This window comes from Billgrantia tianxiuensis, from assembly GCF_009834345.1.
In the GTDB taxonomy this organism is placed as follows: Bacteria; Pseudomonadota; Gammaproteobacteria; order Pseudomonadales; family Halomonadaceae; genus Halomonas; species Halomonas tianxiuensis.
This window is the reverse complement of record NZ_CP035042.1, coordinates 1,053,430-1,068,489: the sequence shown is the minus strand read 5'-3', so window position 1 is coordinate 1,068,489 and position 15,060 is coordinate 1,053,430. Positions and strand designations below refer to the sequence as shown.

Annotated in this window: 17 protein-coding genes; 3 read left to right on the top strand and 14 right to left on the bottom strand. The window is 66.4% G+C overall.

Going from position 1 to position 15,060, the window contains the following annotated elements:
* Positions 1-25 precede the first annotated feature (25 nt).
* Complete coding sequence (locus EKK97_RS05070; protein WP_159549845.1) at positions 26-847, top strand: acyl-CoA thioesterase; 822 nt, start codon at positions 26-28, stop codon at positions 845-847.
* A 159-nt stretch (positions 848-1,006) separates the two neighbouring features.
* Positions 1,007-2,764 (top strand): methyl-accepting chemotaxis protein, encoded by a 1,758-nt coding sequence (locus tag EKK97_RS05065; protein ID WP_159549842.1) that lies wholly within the window; start codon positions 1,007-1,009, stop codon positions 2,762-2,764.
* Positions 2,765-2,806: 42 nt separating this feature from the next.
* On the opposite strand, the gene EKK97_RS05060 is transcribed toward EKK97_RS05065, so the two are convergent.
* A complete protein-coding gene (locus tag EKK97_RS05060) occupies positions 2,807-3,679 on the bottom strand; it encodes a bifunctional nuclease family protein (RefSeq protein ID WP_234286622.1) in 873 nt (290 codons plus the stop codon).
* Positions 3,680-3,871: 192 nt separating this feature from the next.
* On the opposite strand from EKK97_RS05060, the gene EKK97_RS05055 reads away from it, so the two are divergent.
* Positions 3,872-5,149: an MgtC/SapB family protein gene (locus EKK97_RS05055; protein ID WP_159549839.1), complete on the top strand. Its 1,278-nt coding sequence runs from the start codon at positions 3,872-3,874 to the stop codon at positions 5,147-5,149.
* Between the two features lie 3 nt (positions 5,150-5,152).
* Here EKK97_RS05055 and EKK97_RS05050 read toward each other — a convergent pair whose 3' ends face one another.
* From EKK97_RS05050 to sctJ, 13 genes are all read right to left on the bottom strand, one after another.
* The gene (locus EKK97_RS05050; RefSeq protein WP_159549836.1) at positions 5,153-5,515 is read right to left on the bottom strand and encodes a DUF1428 domain-containing protein; all 363 of its coding nucleotides are present in this window, start codon (positions 5,513-5,515) and stop codon (positions 5,153-5,155) included.
* 38 nt (positions 5,516-5,553) lie between these two features.
* A complete protein-coding gene (locus tag EKK97_RS05045; protein WP_159549834.1) occupies positions 5,554-6,801 on the bottom strand; it encodes an RNA polymerase sigma factor in 1,248 nt (415 codons plus the stop codon).
* Positions 6,802-6,810: 9 nt separating this feature from the next.
* Positions 6,811-7,170, bottom strand: a complete 360-nt coding sequence (locus EKK97_RS05040) for a YciI family protein (RefSeq protein WP_159549832.1) — start codon at positions 7,168-7,170, stop codon at positions 6,811-6,813.
* Between the two features lie 110 nt (positions 7,171-7,280).
* On the bottom strand, positions 7,281-8,330 hold the full coding sequence (locus tag EKK97_RS05035) for an EscU/YscU/HrcU family type III secretion system export apparatus switch protein (RefSeq protein WP_159549830.1): 1,050 nt from the start codon (positions 8,328-8,330) through the stop codon (positions 7,281-7,283).
* Complete coding sequence (sctT, locus tag EKK97_RS05030) at positions 8,327-9,172, bottom strand: type III secretion system export apparatus subunit SctT (RefSeq protein WP_159549828.1); 846 nt, start codon at positions 9,170-9,172, stop codon at positions 8,327-8,329. The genes EKK97_RS05035 and sctT overlap by 4 nt, the downstream gene beginning before the upstream one ends.
* 6 nt (positions 9,173-9,178) lie before the next feature.
* The gene (locus EKK97_RS05025; RefSeq protein WP_159549826.1) at positions 9,179-9,448 is read right to left on the bottom strand and encodes an EscS/YscS/HrcS family type III secretion system export apparatus protein; all 270 of its coding nucleotides are present in this window, start codon (positions 9,446-9,448) and stop codon (positions 9,179-9,181) included.
* A gap of 5 nt (positions 9,449-9,453) precedes the next feature.
* The gene (gene sctR, locus EKK97_RS05020; RefSeq protein WP_159549824.1) at positions 9,454-10,110 is read right to left on the bottom strand and encodes a type III secretion system export apparatus subunit SctR; all 657 of its coding nucleotides are present in this window, start codon (positions 10,108-10,110) and stop codon (positions 9,454-9,456) included.
* A complete protein-coding gene (gene sctQ, locus EKK97_RS05015) occupies positions 10,103-11,227 on the bottom strand; it encodes a type III secretion system cytoplasmic ring protein SctQ (RefSeq protein ID WP_159549822.1) in 1,125 nt (374 codons plus the stop codon). Before sctQ ends, sctR begins: the two co-directional genes overlap by 8 nt.
* Positions 11,217-11,705, bottom strand: coding sequence for a hypothetical protein (locus tag EKK97_RS05010; RefSeq protein ID WP_159549820.1), 489 nt, complete (start codon positions 11,703-11,705; stop codon positions 11,217-11,219). The genes sctQ and EKK97_RS05010 overlap by 11 nt, the downstream gene beginning before the upstream one ends.
* The gene (locus tag EKK97_RS05005) at positions 11,702-13,039 is read right to left on the bottom strand and encodes a FliI/YscN family ATPase (RefSeq protein ID WP_159549818.1); all 1,338 of its coding nucleotides are present in this window, start codon (positions 13,037-13,039) and stop codon (positions 11,702-11,704) included. The genes EKK97_RS05010 and EKK97_RS05005 overlap by 4 nt, the downstream gene beginning before the upstream one ends.
* Positions 13,039-13,629, bottom strand: coding sequence for a type III secretion system stator protein SctL (gene sctL, locus EKK97_RS05000; protein ID WP_159549816.1), 591 nt, complete (start codon positions 13,627-13,629; stop codon positions 13,039-13,041). The genes EKK97_RS05005 and sctL overlap by 1 nt, the downstream gene beginning before the upstream one ends.
* Positions 13,586-14,272, bottom strand: a complete 687-nt coding sequence (locus tag EKK97_RS04995) for a hypothetical protein (protein WP_159549814.1) — start codon at positions 14,270-14,272, stop codon at positions 13,586-13,588. Before EKK97_RS04995 ends, sctL begins: the two co-directional genes overlap by 44 nt.
* Positions 14,269-15,057, bottom strand: a complete 789-nt coding sequence (gene sctJ / locus EKK97_RS04990; RefSeq protein ID WP_234286621.1) for a type III secretion system inner membrane ring lipoprotein SctJ — start codon at positions 15,055-15,057, stop codon at positions 14,269-14,271. Before sctJ ends, EKK97_RS04995 begins: the two co-directional genes overlap by 4 nt.
* Positions 15,058-15,060: the final 3 nt, after the last annotated feature.

The window sequence follows — 15,060 nt, the reverse complement described above, 5'->3', positions numbered from 1 at the left end:
GTATGAGTCGCCCTGAGGATGCCCCATGACCGACGCCCTGAATGAGCTCGTCGACCTGCTCGGCCTGGAAGAGATCGAGGAGAACCTGTTTCGCGGCCGCAGCCAGGACCTTGGCCTGCCGCAGCTGTTCGGCGGGCAGGTACTCGGCCAGGCGCTCTCGGCCGCCACCCGGACCGTAGATGCCTCACGCCAGGCGCACTCGCTGCATGGCTATTTTCTGCGCCCCGGCGACCCTCATCGCCCGGTAGTCTATCAGGTCGACGCCGTGCGCGACGGCGGCAGCTTCACCACCCGGCGCGTCACCGCCATCCAGAAGGGGCGCCCCATCTTCTTCTGCAGCGCTTCCTTTCACGGTCGCGAAGAGAGTATGACCCATCAGATGGCGCCCGGCGTCACACCACCCGATGCGCTGGAAGGGGAGTCGCCTGCGCGCCTGGAGCGCTTCCCCGGCCACCCCATCGAGTTCCTGCACCTGGGCGACGAAGCCGAACCGGGCCAGCCCTCGCGCAAGCGGCTGTGGTTCCGCCTCACCGGCGAGCTGCCTGACGACCCGGCCTTGCACCGCTACCTGCTCGCCTACAGCTCCGACTTCAACCTGCTGACCACCTCGTTGGTGCCGCATGGCATCACCTTCCGCGACCCCAGGTTGCAGATCGCCAGCCTCGATCATGCGCTGTGGTTCCACCACGATCCCAAGGTCAACGACTGGCTGCTCTACGACATGGACAGCCCCTGGGCCGGCGGTGCCCGCGGCTTCGCCCGCGGCAGCATTTACGACCGCAGCGGGCGGCTGGTGGCCTCGACGGCACAAGAGGGGCTGACGCGACTGCGCGAGGCTCGCCCCTAGTTCCCCTTCAGGCGTCACCGGAGCAAACCTGCATCAGGGGCCGGCCACCCGGCCCCTTCGCTCTCCAGAATGGAGCAAGAGCGAAACTTCCGCTCAAGTTCCAGCGCTAGTGGCCGACATTGGGTGCGCTACTCTCCTAACCCCAATGAGGTTTTGCCGATGAAAGCTCCCTCCGCTGGTGCGCTACGTGCCTCCAGCCTACAGGCTCGTCTACTGGCCTTGGTGTTGCTGCCGCTGCTGGTGACTGCTGCCGCCCTGGTGGCTATCGACGCACAAGGACGAATCCAGGATAGCCGTGAGGTCCTCGAACGGCAGCGTCAATTGCTCCTCGAGACCCGCCAGGCCGGCGTTCGCGATGTGGTGGAGAGTGCCCGGAGCGCCATCCAGCCCATTCTGCAGGATCGTAGCCTCAGCGAGGCCGAAAAGCGCGACAGGGCCGCCGAGATACTGCGCGCCATTCGCTTCGAGGACGACAATTACATCTTCGTCTACGAATACGATGGCACCAATGTCGTGCTGCCATACAGCCGCGAACGCGAGGGCACCGACATGAGCGGCGTGCAGACGCCCAGCGGTGCTTATCTGGTACGCGACATGATCGAGGTGGCCCGCCAAGGCGGCGGTTACTACGAGTATCCCTGGCCCTACCCCGGCACCGACGATATCGTGCCCAAATACTCCTTTGCGGACTCCGTTCCCGAGCTGGATTGGATGCTTGGCGCCGGGGTCTACGTGACCGACATCGACGCCGCCATGGCCGAGGCCAAAGAACAGGCGGCCGGTGCACTGCGCCGCGCCATCCTGAGTTCGGCGCTGACTGGCCTTGCGCTGTTCATAGTCGTAGCAGCCATCTCGGTGTGGCTCGTGCGCCGCACCGTACGCCCGATTCGCCGTACCGCGGAGGCCATGCGCGACATCGCCAAGGGCCAGGGCGACCTGACCCGCCGCCTGACGGTGGAGAGCCGCGACGAGATCGGCGAACTGGCCAGCCAGTTCAATGCCTTCGTCTCACGCATGCAGGAGACACTGCTCGACGTCCGGCGCAGTACCGCCAGCGTCAACCAGGCCGCCGAGGAAATCGCCCAAGGCAGCGACGAACTGGCCACCCGCACCGAGCAGGCCGCCGCCAACCTGCAAGAGACCTCGGCCTCGATGGAGGAGATCACCTCCACGGTGAATCACAGCGCCGAATCGGCAGAGCAGGCCAACCAGTTGGTCGTTGCCACCTCCCAGGTAGCGCGCGAGGGAGAAGCCGCGATGCAGCGGGTCGAGCGCACCATGGCCGACATCGATGCCTCCTCCAGCCGCATTGCCGAGATCGTCGGCCTGATCGATGGCATTGCCTTCCAGACCAATATCCTGGCGCTCAACGCCTCGGTCGAAGCAGCCAGGGCCGGCGAGCACGGTCGCGGCTTCGCCGTGGTGGCCCAGGAGGTTCGCACCCTGGCCAGCCGCTCCGGCGAAGCCGCCAAGGAGATCCGCGCCCTGATCGACACCTCCGTCGCCCATGCCCGCGACGGCAGCGAAATCGTTCAGCGTGCCGGCGCCACCATGCAGGAGATCGTCACCAGCGTGGCGCGGGTCAGCGACGTCATCGCCGAGATCAGCGCCGGGGCTCGCGAGCAGAATGCCGGCATCGGCCAGATCAATGTCGCCGTGGCGGAGATGGACACCATGACCCAACAGAATGCCGCCATGGTTCAGCAGACCAGTACCACAGCCGCCGAGATGCGACGTCACGCCCAGCATCTCAGCGAACTGGTGGGTACCTTCGTGCTTGGCCAGGAAGTCAACGCACCGCCGAGGGCACACCAGCGTGCCGCTCCCGCCGCCAGGCGCGCCTCGCTGCCGAGCCCCGCGGTGGATCCCAAGCCGCGCCAGGTTCGCGCCGCCGAGGAGGAGTGGGAAACCTTCTGAAGTGCAGCGCCCCGCTCGACGCCGTCGAGCGGGGCGCTCTGCTCAGGTGCGAATGCCGGGTACGTCCTGCCGTGGCCTCGGAACGGGCTGGCGCGGAGGCACGTCGGTGGTGACCTCCATCTCGTTCTCCTCGCCATCCTGCCAGTAGCGCAGCCGGGCATCCTCGTCCACGGCGGTATCGCGCACCAGCTCAAGATAGCGTAGGGGCGTGTCAGGCACCTCGCCATTCACCTCGAGCACCAGCGCACCGGGCTCGAGGCCGGCCTCGGCGGCCGGGCCATGCACATCGCTGACCAGCACGCCAGGCCGATCGGGCAGGCCCAATGCTTCACGCAGGTCATCGGTGACCGGCGCAACGGTAATGCCCAGTGCCACGACCACTTGGTCGTCCAGCCCTTCGTATTGGATGTTCCGGGCCGCCTCGAGCACCTGCGGTGCCACGTGGATACTCGCCCCGGCATGAATGGCCAGGGCAATGGCATCGCTGGGCCGGCTGTCGATGAGCAGCGTCTCCTCGCGCCCCTGCAGGCGCAACTCCAGCATACCGAAGAACGTGTGGTCGATGATGGCATCGACGAATACTCGCTCCAGAGTGGCCTCGAACTCGCCGAACACACTGCCCAGCAGATCGTGGGTCATGGGGCGCGGCGAGCGCTCACCGGACAGTCCGCGCAGGATGGCACCGGCCTCGTTGATGCCAATGAAGATCGGGATCACCTCACGTGCGCCCGGCTCGCGCAGCAGCACCACCGGCGGTCCACCAAAGCCGGCCAAGCCTACCGTGGCGACTTCCACCTCGACCATTTCGTCGATATCGGCGGCCAGCTCGCGCGCACCGACTCCCATCGAGCCTGTCAACAGCATGGCAGCGCACAACAGCGACAGCAGGCGATGCCAGCGAAACGGCAGTGACATGAGTCTCTCCCAGCATGCAGGCGGTATGCTTTCAGCATGGCACCCGTGGCGCCCCCCTGCCATGTCGAAACCGGCAAAGTGCTGACAATTCCCCGCCAGAAGCCACCGAGCTCCGAAGCGATCGCACCAGTTGAAGGAAATCGCAGCGCCTTCCACGCTAGGAAGACTGCTTTCCAGGGATAAGGAAATGACATGGACGACCTCGCCAGCGATTTTCTCGCCGACAACACCGTGCTCATACGCCTTGCCGTAGCGCTGCTACTGGGCGCACTGATCGGCATCGAGCGCGGCTGGGTCGCCCGCGAGCGGGAGTGGGGCGAGCGGGTGGCCGGGGTGCGTACCCATGCGCTGGTGGGACTGTTCGGCGGTGTTTCGGCCCTACTGGCGGATGCCTTCACACGCTGGGCCTTCCCGTTGATCTTCGTCGCCGTGGCGATCATCGCGCTGGTCGGTTATCGCGCCCGCATGGAGCAAAGCGGCGACTACAGCATCACCGGCCTGATCGGGCTATTGCTGACGTTCTGCTTCGGCGCCCTGGCCGTGGCGGTGGATATTGCCCTTGCCACGGCCTGCGCCGTGGTCACGGCGCTGATACTCGACAACAAGCGCGAGATCCACGGCCTGCTCAACAAGCTACAGGCCAACGAACTCGATGCCGGCCTCAAGCTGCTGTTGATTAGCGTGGTGATGCTGCCATTGCTGCCCAACGAGGACATGGGTCCCGGCGGCGTGCTCAACCCCTACGAGATTTGGTGGCTGGTGGTACTGATCGCCTCGATCTCGTTCGTCGGCTACTTTGCCGTACGCCTCGGCGGCACCGAGAAGGGCATTCTGTTCACCGGACTGTTCGCCGGTCTCACTTCCTCCACCGCGCTGACCCTGCAGTACGCCCGCCAGGCGCGTCGCGAACCGCAGCTGGCGCCGATGCTCGCCGCCGGCATCCTGCTGGCCTGCGGCACCATGTTGCCGCGCCTGCTGCTGTATGCCGCCCTGCTCGGCCCCGCGCTGCTGCCGCGCCTGGCGGCGCCGGTTGCGGCCATGGGCGTGACGCTCTACCTGCCGGCGCTGTGGCTATGGCGCCGGCATCGCCGTACCCTCCGGGCCGACCGCCCGATGACCCAGAACCCCCTGGAGCTGCGCGCCGCACTACTGCTCGGCGCCCTGCTGGCGGTGGTCATGGTGCTGGGCGAGTGGCTGCGAGCCTGGCTCGGCGATGCCGGGGTCTACCTATTGGCCGCCGTCTCGGGCATGGCCGACGTACATGCGGTTGCCCTGTCGCTGAGCCGCATGGCCACGACCACCATCGAACTCTCCACCGCCGTGCTGGGCATCGTGCTGGCGGCTTCGATGAACAACCTGTTCAAGGTGGTACTGACCCTGACCGCGGGCACCGGCCGCCTCACTCGCAGTCTCGTCGGCCCCATGCTGGCGTCGGCAGTGGTGGGGCTGGGCGTGGCGTGGCTGGCCTAGACCCTAGGGAAGCCTCAGCGCCTCGCGAAAACCGCCCCAGAACATGCGCTTGCTGTCGAAGGGGTGATTGGCCGGGTCCATCATGTTCGCCAGACGCGGGTCCTCCATTACCTTGGCGTTGATGCGGTCGCGCTCCTCCCGCGAGGCGTAGCGGATCCAGGCGAAGATCACCGTTTCCCCCGGCTCGAGCTTGACGCTCTGGGGGAAAGAGGTATGCTCTCCCGGCTGGACGTCATCGGCCACGCACTCCACGTACTCCAGCGCGCCGTGATCGCGCCAGACTTCCCCAGCCTTCCGGGCCATCTCCAGATAGGCGTCGAGATTGCCTTCGGGGACCGGCACAACGAATCCATCGACATAGCTCATGGTCTTGTCTCCTGTGAGTTGGGGCTGAGCCGAAGGGCTCATGCCTCCTTCGAACCGGCAGCGGCAAAATCGACAGCGTGCCGTCGTGCCGTCACTTCCTCCAGGCGACGTTCGAGAAAACGCCGCTCGGCCCCCTGGGTCACCAGCTCCAGCGCCTGACGATAATGCCCGGCCGCCTCTTCGTGCCGCCCCAGCCGGCGCAGCAGATCGGCGCGAGTGGCGGGCAGCAGGTGGTAACCGGGCAGATGGATCTTGTCGAGCAGCTCGAGGCCCATTTCCAGCCCATCGGCCATGGCCACCGCCACGGCCCGGTTGAGCGCTACCACCGGCGTGGGCTGGATGGCATACAGCAGGCTGTAGAGCGCGGCGATGCGGCGCCAGTCGGTCTCTTCCGGGATCGATGCCCGGACGTGCAGCGAGGCAATCGCGGCCTGCACCGCGTAGCCACCGGGCATGCCACCACGCAGCGCTATCTCGACGTGAGCGCTGCCCTCCTCGATTTCATCGGCATGCCAGAGCGAGCGATCCTGCGACTCCAGCAGCACGATGTCGCCGGCCGCGTCGGTACGCGCCTCGCGCCGGGCATGATGCAGCAACATCAGCGCCAGCAGGCCCCGCGCTTCACGCTCGGCCGGCAGCAGCCGTACCAGCATCCGCCCCAGTCGAATCGCCTCACGGCAAAGGTCGGCGCGTACCCAGTCATCGCCGAAGCTGGCCGCGTAGCCCTCGTTGAAGATCAGGTAGATCACCGCCAGTACCGCTTCCAGGCGCTCGCCCAGGGCCGTGTCATCGGGCACCTCGAACGGGATTCCGGCATCGCGAATCTTGGCCTTGGCCCGCACCAGGCGCTGGGCCAAGGTCGGCACCGGCACCATGAAGGCACGGGCGATCTCCTCGGTGCGCAGCCCGCCCAGGGTGTGCAGCGTCAGCGCCACCTGGGCGGGCCGGGCCAGGGCTGGGTGACAGCAAGCAAAGATCAGACGCAGGCTGTCGAGAGGCTCGGCCTCGAGGTCGTTGTCGAGCAGCAGCTCCAGGTGCTGGCGCAGCTCATCGCCCTTGCGCTCGCGCATCTGCTGGTGGCGCAACTGGTCGACCACCTTGTGGCGCGCGGTGGCAATCAGCCACGAGGTCGGGTTCGGCGGCCAGCCCTGGGCCGGCCACTGCACCATCGCCGCCTCGAAAGCCGCCTGCACGGCATCCTCGGCCAGCTCGAAGTGGCCGAAGCGGCGAATCAGACTGGCCAGCACGCGGCCATATTCGCGGCGGTAGATCTCGTCAAGCGACACGTCGCTCCCTCATAGGCGATAGGCAGGGTCCACTGGTCGAACCTCGACCGAGCCGCCGACCCGCAACGGCGGGATGCGCCGGGCCAGCCCCAAGGCTTCGTCCAGATCACGGCACTCCACTACGTGGAAACCACCCAGTTGCTCGCGGCTCTCGGCAAAGGGGCCGTCCAGCATCACCGTCTTGCCATTCTGCTCGCGCAGCGTGGTGGCGGACGCCACCGACTGCAGCCGAGCACCGCCACGGTAGTGTCCGCTGGTGACCATCTCCTGGATCAAGGCATGGTAGTCACTCATGACCGCATCGCGCTCGGCATCCGGCAGGCCGTTCCACAGCGCCTCGTCGATACAGCACATCAACATGTATTGCATGGTGGTCTCTCCTGGGTGATTCCTTAGATTAGCTCACTGGCCAGTACTCATGTTTCGTACGAGCGCCGTCGAAATCGACATCGCGTCACCTTGCGAATAACGGGCCCGAACTAGATGATCCCGGCTGCCACCAATTCATCGGCTACCGCCTGGAACGTTTCCTGGGGAATCGGTCCGCCTTTGGGCGTCCGCTTGGCAATGCGGGCCGCCAGGTCCGGCTGCCTGGCCAAGGGGATTCCCTCGGATGTCGCCGCCTCGAGCAATGCCGTGGACTGCTCGGGAGACGCCTTGCACACCACCACCGGCACCGGTGTCTCGCCCTTGACGTAGCGCAGCCCCACCAGCCAGCCACCGGCCGCACCCAACATCAGCGAGGCATGCTGCAATCCGATGCGGGACGTATGGGCATACATGTCGCGCCGCTCGCGCTGGCGGGCGCGGCGGATCTCGGGATCGCCCTCGAGATCCTTGCGTTCACGCTTCTGCTCGGTTTTCGTCATACGCTGGTCGCGGCGAAACAGCCAGCGCTGCACCTGCACGTCGATCAACCCGACGACGAGAAACGCGACCAGCGCGGTGATGGCCAGCGGCTTGAGCAGCGCCATGAAGACACCCTCCAGGCAGCCGAATCCGCAGCGCGGTGCATCCATCAAGGCCTGCAGCCCCAGCCGGAAGACAATCACGAACGCCGTGGTCAGAGCCGCCATCTTGATCAGCGCCTTGGCGAACTCCGTCATGCCACGAGCCGAAAAGATGCGCTTGAACCCTTCGGCGGGATTGATGCGCTCGAACCTCGGCTTGATGGGATCCACCGAGAACACCGGCCCGCGCATGATCAGGAGGTTGGTCAGTACGGCCGCCACGACGGCAATGACGATGATCGGCAGGACCGCCCGCACCACGATTTCCACCCCCAGCGCCAGCAGGCGTGGCCACAGGGTATCGAAGGGTTCGTGGTAGAGACGCGTCACGGTACTGAGCAGGTTGCGCACCCGCTGTTCGATGCCATTGGCGGCCATGACCAGATAGAGCGTGCCGCCCAGCATCACCATGGCGGTCACCATGTCGGAGCTCTTGCTCACCTGGCCTTTCTTGCGCGCATCGCGCAGTTTCTTCTCGGAAGGCGGTAGCGACTGCTCTTCACTTGGCTTCTCGCTCATGCGCCCTCCCGTGCCCCTGGCAGTTCGAATGTTCCTCCCAGCAACATTTCGAGACGCCGATACCCTTCCCCCAGCGACCCGAGTTCCTCCACCAACAGCGGTATCAGGTAGACGATGTAGAGCAACATCATGAAGGTGAACAGCAGGTTCTTGATCGGCAACGACAGCGAGAACACGTGCAGGCTGGGCGCCATGCGTGCCAGGTAGGCGAGCATCAGGTCGGCAATCAGAATGGCCACCACCAGCGGCGCGACCATCAGCACGCCCACCCGCATGACCTGGTCCAGCAGGTCCAGCATCAGCAGGGCGGCGCGAGTCTCCAGCACCGGAACGAAGCGCTCCACCGGCCACAGGTCGTAACTGGCATAGAAGCCCTCGAGCATGACCATGAAGCCGCCCGAGACGAAGAACAGCGCGACCAGTGTTACCACCAACAGCGTGCTGGTGACCCCGGACTCGGTGCTGGCCATCGGGTCGAGCAGTTGCCCCATGGTCGAGGCACGCTGCAGGTCGACCAGCTCCCCGGCCACTTCCGCCGCCCAGAAGGGGATGCCGAACACCACGCCGATGACCATGCCGATCAGCAGCTCCTTGACCAGCAGGGCGGCCAGACCGAAGGTCGACAAGGCCTCCAGGGCAGGCAGGGTCGTGAAGATGAACGGTATCATCGGCAGCGCGATGGTCACGGCCACGGCGGAGCGAATGAGGCCGGTCAGGCCGAGACGATTGAACACCGGGGTGATAACGATCACCCCCAGGGCCCGGGCCATGCCCACGGACGCGGCCATGAGCATTGGATAGACCAGCTCGGTGAGGAAGGGGATGAAGTCGTCGAACGTCATGGGATCTCAGCGCGACCAGACGGCGAAGTTGTCCAGCACCTGATCGGTCAGGTTGACCAGCTGGCCTACCAATAGCGGCCCTCCCACGATCAGCACCAGCATGATCACGATGACTTTCACCGCCTGGGGCAGCGATTGATCCTGGATCTGGGTCAGCGCTTGCAGCAGGCCGATGCCGAAGCCGATCACGATGGCGGCCAGCAGCGCCGGTGCCGACAGCAGCAACACGGTCCACAAGGCATTGCTCATCAGCGAGAGGAAGATGTCGCCGGTCATGTCGGTTAGCCCCCGTAGCTGAGGATCAGGCCGTGCATCAGGCGCGACCAGCCGTCCACGGCAACGAACAGGAAGATCTTCAGCGGTACCGAGATCAGCGGCGGCGCGACCATGACCATGCCCATGGCCATCAGTACGTTGGCCACCACCAGGTCGATGACCAGGAACGGGATGTAGATCAAAAAACCGATCTGGAAGGCGCGCACCAGCTCGGAGGTGACGAAGGCCGGAATCAGCACTACCAGATCGTCCTCCTGCAGGTTCTCGCGGGCCTGCTCCGACCAGATGTTACGAGTGGCATCGAGAAAGAAGGCGCGCTCTCTCTCGTTGGCATAGAGCGACAGGTACTCCTGCAGCGGCTCGCGCAGCAGCGCACCGCTCGCGCGAATTTCCTCGATGCTGTCGAACGAACCGCCCTGGGTCTCGAGCCGATAGGTGATTTCTCCGACCAGCGGCGTGGTGATGTAGACCGTCAGGACCAGGGCGATGCCGTAGAGCACCAGATTGGGCGGCGTCTGCTGGATGCCGAGGGCGTTGCGGATCAGGAATAGCACCACGGCGATCTTGAGAAACGAGGTCATGGTCACCACCGCCAGGGGCAGCAGCCCCAGGCCGGCGATGACGATGATCATGCCTACCAGGTTGGGCTGCACCTCATCCATCGATCTGCAGCCTCACGATCTGCACACCCAGGCTGTCGCCGATCTCCACCAGCCGCCCCCGTCCCATGCGCCGGCCGTTGACCAGGATGTCGACGGCCTCCTGTGCCGGTTTCTTCAACGGCAGCACGCTCCCTGCATCCAGGGTGCGCAGTTCGCCCAGGGTCAGCTCCAGGCGGCCGAACTCGCAGGCAAGTTGCACCGGCAGCTCGTCCAGGGCCGCCTCCGGGCGTGCGGCCTGTGGGTCTTGCGTATTCTCTGCCATGTCGTCATGCCTCCTTTGCTTCCAGCGGGAATCGTCATCGAGCGGGGCAGGCTCCGGAGCGCTGCGCGCCCCGGTCGGGGACACCGGGGCCAGCAGGTGCAGGCCATCGTCCTTCTCCTCTGCCTCGGCCAGCGGTTGACCCGCGATCATGAGCGTCTTGGCCGGCGGCTCTAGCAACACCACGTCTCCCGGCACCAGGCTGCGCAGTTCGCCCAATCGCAGCTGCTGGCGACCGGCGATCCATTGCACGGTCATCGGCAGCGCCGAGCAGGGTTTCGCCAGCGGGGGAGGCAGAGACTCCAGCAACGGCGCCAAGCTGCGCAGGGCAGCAGCACTCAACGACAGCGCCAAGTCGCCTGCCGGCGCTTCATCCTCCACACGCAGCACGATGCGCAGCGCTGTCGCATCGACAGGCTCGAGGGTCGCCGCGTGGAGCTGAATGGCACAGCCGAGGCGCGCCTCCAGCGGCTCGATCCACCCCAGCAGGGCGTATTCCAGCCACAGCGCCAGGAGGTCGCCCGCGCATTGCTCCAGCGGTATTCGCAGCGCCAGATGGCGCGTCAGGGCCGCCAGGCCCTGTTGCGAGAGATGCAGGGTCGCCGCCGCCTCACCCACGCTGATGCCTACCTCCATGGGTAGGGCGGGTTCGCTTCCCTGAACGACGCTCAGGCGTAGCGAACTCTTCCCCAACGCAAGGGTGAATGGCGGGCGTGACCGGTGCAGCGCATTGAGCACGACGACATGCTCGGGTTCGAGGCGCGGCAAGCGTGCGGGCTCGCTTCCCACGCCCGCCTCCATGGCCCGCCTGACACGTTCGGGTGCAGCACAGCGCTGCGGATCCAATTCAAGCTTCACCCGGCGGCCCTCCCTGCGCCGGACCATCCTCGAGATCGGCCTCGAGGCGGCCCTCCTCCTTGATCCGGTCCGCCTCCTGGCGACGCGCTAGCAGCTTTTCGAGCGCCTCCCTGGCATGGGCGCGCCGCTTCCAGATCTCGGCTTGCCGCTCGCACTCATCGAGCAAGCGGCTGCGCTCCCGCTCGACTGCCGAGCGCACCCTGGCCAGCTCGGCCTGACGGTGATAATGATCGTCGAGCGCTTGGCGGGCCTGCTCCAGCTCCGCTGGCGACAAGGTCTCCCCCTCCGCCGCCTCGAACCATGCCTGCTCGAGGCGATCGAATTCACTGCGCTCGCGCTCGAGCGTCTGGTCGAGTTCATCGAGACGGCCCGCCTCGTGCCGATAGCGCCTCCGCTGCTCCAACAGAGCGGACGCCGCCTGGCGTTCGCGTCGTTCGCGCAGCGTCATGAGACGTTCGAGGCGTTGCCGGTCGTTCATGCCAGCACCTCGCCCATGCGCCTCAAGGTGTCCTCGAAGCCGCTGTGCTCTGTCTCGCTCTGACGCAGGAAGGCCTCGATGGCGGCATGCCGGGCAACCGCCTCATCGGTAAGGGGATCGCTGCCCTCACGGTACTCGCCGACCTGCAGCAGCAGCTCGACGTCGTGGTAGCGCGCCAGCAGATCGCGCAGCCGGCTGGCGTTGCGGCGCTGCTCGCCCGAGGTGACGGCATCCATCAGGCGGCTGCGGCTGGCCAGGACATCGATCGCCGGGAAGTGGTCGCGTTTGGCCAGGTCGGCGCTGAGCACGATATGACCGTCGAGGATGGCCCGCGTCTCCTCGGCGACCGGATCGAGGCTGCTGTCGCCTTCGGTCAGCACGGTATAGAGCGCGGTGATGCTACCGCTGGCTCCCGGCCCCGCCCGCTCCAGCAGGCGCGGCAAGGCGGCAAAGAACGAGGGTGGATAGCCCCGCCGCGTAGGCGGCTCCCCGGCGGCCAGGCCGATCTCGCGCTGGGCCCGGGCGAAGCGGGTGATGCTGTCGATCAGCAGCAGGACGTCGCGGCCCTGGTCGCGAAAGTACTCCGCCACCGTGGTGGCCACCATGGCGGCACGTGCCCGCTCGATGGCCGGGCGATCGGAGGTGGCCACCACGCAGACGGTGCGTCGCCGCGCCTCGGCATTCAAGCGCATCTCGAGCAGCTCGCGCACCTCACGGCCGCGCTCGCCGATCAGCCCCAGCACGATGACCTCCGCCTCGCTGCCCCCGACAATGGCCGACAGCAGGGAGGACTTGCCCACGCCGGGCTCGCCGAAGATGCCAACGCGCTGGCCGCGTGCCACGGTCAACAGGCCATCGATGGCGCGGATGCCCAGCGCCAGCGGATGCTGGATCAATTGGCGCGTCAGCGGTGGTGGCGGCTCGGCGTGGACGGGATACAGCGACAGGCGCTCATCGCCATGCTCGGGCCTGCTATCGAGAAAGGTGCCCAGCGGGCTGATCACCCGCCCCAGCAACGCCTCTCCCACCGGTACCCCCTGCGGCCCCCCGGTCGTGATCACTTCGGCTCGGGTCGACATGCCCTGCAGATCGCCGATCGGCGAGAGAATGGCATGCTCCTCCTCGAAGCCGATCACCTCGGCGGCGACATGGCGACCGCTCAGCGGATCACGCAAGTAACACAGCTCACCGATTCCGGTACCATCGACGCTGGCATGCACCAGCAGGCCACGAATGCGGCGTACCCGCCCATGCACCGGGCGCAGCTCGGCTTCCTCCAGGCGTTCGCCCAGCCGTGGCAGCAGCGCTTCGAGTTCGGCTTGCGGCAGGTTCATCACCGCGTCTCCTTGTCGTTCGTCAGCGCACGCCGCAGGGCACTCAGTTGGGCATCGAGGCCGACATCGACAATGGCCACCGGACTGACCAGCAGGCATTGCCCCGCACCCAGTTGCTCATCGCCCTCGACACGCCATGCGGGGCCATCGGCCATGGACCCAGCGGACAGCAGCGCCTCGACATTCGCTACGTTCTCGGGAGCGACGCGCACGCTGACCCGCATGTCGTGACGAAATTCACGCAGGGCCTGACGCGCGCAGCGGCCCACCAGCTCACCGTCGTCGAACTCGCCCAGGATGCGCCGCAACATGCGCAGGCAAAGCTCCGTCAGCGACTGGTCGAGCCCTGACAGGTAACGCTCCACCCGCTGGGTAGTTTGCGCCAGGAGCTCGGCCGCCTGGGCTTCGCCTTCCCGACGCCCTTCCTCGAACCCGTCGGCATAGGCGCTGGCGGCGACATGACGCGTTCTGGCTTCCATCTCCCTGGCCCGCGCCTGGGCCCGTTCGAGAAAGGCGTAGCCGTCGATCCAGGCCTTGGCCTCGGCGCTACGCAGGATGATCTTGCCCGGTCCCGTCGGTAGTTCGTGCATGCTCTGCCTCCCTGATCTCGGCAGCGATGATGGCGGCGGCACGCCGCACGATGCCCGGCCCCTTTCGCTGTACTTCCGGAACGGCATCCGCTTCCGCCGCTTGCGGCAAGTCATCGGCCAGCCCCAACCTCAGCCAAGCGACCCACTCCGGTGTCAGCAGTGCCAGCCAGGCCAGCACGCAAGCCTCGCCATCGCGCCGAACCTCCCGCTCAAGGGCCTCGATGTCATCGCTGGACGCATTCGCCACGGCCAGCTCACGGTTGGCCACGGCAGCGGCATAGGCGGACTCACCGAAATGCTGCTGGAGTGCCACTACCCGAGGAGCACGAATCTCCCGCACGAAAGCCATGGCGTGGCAGATCGAGCCGCAGTACCGGACCAGCGTCGCGCCCGCATGAGGCGGCAGCGTCAGCAGCGGCGCATCCTCTTGCGTGGGAGGCGGCAGCGCTTCGGGTGGCACCAGGCCATGGCGGTCGATCAAGCGGTGGACCAGGCGACGCTGGAAGCGGGGATGGCTGATGAAATCCTCCAGAGTCGCTTCATCGGCCACGCCGCCCAGGCAGTCGTCCAGCCAGGAGCGGGCGATGTAATGCGTTGGTGCCTCGACGAAGGCACGCCATGCGGTGGCCTGCGACCCGCTCATGTCGGCGGCTCCAGATCATAGGGATCGCGCCGGCGCCGCTGCCAGGCCATCCAGCCCAGCACCCCGGCAAGGCTCAGCAGCAGGACGACGAAGCCACCGAACAGCCAACTGATGCGACCGACGCTACTCGCCGGCATGGCAATGCCGAGGAAGGCGCTCGTCGGGGGAGCTATGTCTCCCCTGGGCTCCAGCCTCACCGCCGCGACCGGCACCACCGACACCTTGTCGTAGGAGAGCCCTGCAATGCCGTTGGCCACCAGCGTCTTGATGCGCGGGATCAGCGGTCCCACGTCGAGGTCGGGCGCATGACGAATGAAGACCGAGGCCGACGAGGGTGTACTGTTCTGCCGCATCAGGTCGTTTTCCGGCAGCACCACATGCACCCGCGCCGTGAGCACGCCGTCGATCTGCGATACCGTGTGCGACAGTTCCTCGCTGAGCGCATAGAGCATCTGTGCGCGCTCCTGGAGTGGCGAAGAGACCAGGCTGTTGCTCTGGAACACCTCGCCGAGGTTGGAGTAGCGCTCCTGCGGCAACCCGAGGCGGTCCAGTATCTCGACCGCCTCGGCGAAACGATCCTTGTCGACGGTCACCGTCATGCGGCCATCATCCGCCGCGACCCGCTTGGCGGAGATGCCATGCCGTGCCAGCGTCGCCACCATGACGTTGGCCTCGCGCTCGCTGAGGTCGGTGTAAAGCTCGGCATCACAGGCCTGTAGGCCAAGCGCCACGATCAGGATCGCGAGCACCCGCAGCAGGCCCCGGCTTCGTTGGGCAACTCGCAAGCC

Bases quoted from the DNA above. Each gene is read 5' to 3' on its own strand.
- EKK97_RS05070 (WP_159549845.1), top strand. From the start codon at position 26: ATGACCGACGCCCTGAATGAGCTCGTCGACCTGCTCGGCCTGGAAGAG.
- EKK97_RS05065 (WP_159549842.1), top strand. From the start codon at position 1,007: ATGAAAGCTCCCTCCGCTGGTGCGCTACGTGCCTCCAGCCTACAGGCT.
- EKK97_RS05060 (WP_234286622.1), bottom strand. From the start codon at position 3,679: ATGTCACTGCCGTTTCGCTGGCATCGCCTGCTGTCGCTGTTGTGCGCT.
- EKK97_RS05055 (WP_159549839.1), top strand. From the start codon at position 3,872: ATGGACGACCTCGCCAGCGATTTTCTCGCCGACAACACCGTGCTCATA.
- EKK97_RS05050 (WP_159549836.1), bottom strand. From the start codon at position 5,515: ATGAGCTATGTCGATGGATTCGTTGTGCCGGTCCCCGAAGGCAATCTC.
- EKK97_RS05040 (WP_159549832.1), bottom strand. From the start codon at position 7,170: ATGCAATACATGTTGATGTGCTGTATCGACGAGGCGCTGTGGAACGGC.
- EKK97_RS05035 (WP_159549830.1), bottom strand. From the start codon at position 8,330: ATGAGCGAGAAGCCAAGTGAAGAGCAGTCGCTACCGCCTTCCGAGAAG.
- sctT (WP_159549828.1), bottom strand. From the start codon at position 9,172: ATGACGTTCGACGACTTCATCCCCTTCCTCACCGAGCTGGTCTATCCA.
- EKK97_RS05025 (WP_159549826.1), bottom strand. From the start codon at position 9,448: ATGACCGGCGACATCTTCCTCTCGCTGATGAGCAATGCCTTGTGGACC.
- sctR (WP_159549824.1), bottom strand. From the start codon at position 10,110: ATGGATGAGGTGCAGCCCAACCTGGTAGGCATGATCATCGTCATCGCC.
- EKK97_RS05010 (WP_159549820.1), bottom strand. From the start codon at position 11,705: ATGAACGACCGGCAACGCCTCGAACGTCTCATGACGCTGCGCGAACGA.
- EKK97_RS05005 (WP_159549818.1), bottom strand. From the start codon at position 13,039: ATGAACCTGCCGCAAGCCGAACTCGAAGCGCTGCTGCCACGGCTGGGC.
- sctL (WP_159549816.1), bottom strand. From the start codon at position 13,629: ATGCACGAACTACCGACGGGACCGGGCAAGATCATCCTGCGTAGCGCC.
- EKK97_RS04995 (WP_159549814.1), bottom strand. From the start codon at position 14,272: ATGAGCGGGTCGCAGGCCACCGCATGGCGTGCCTTCGTCGAGGCACCA.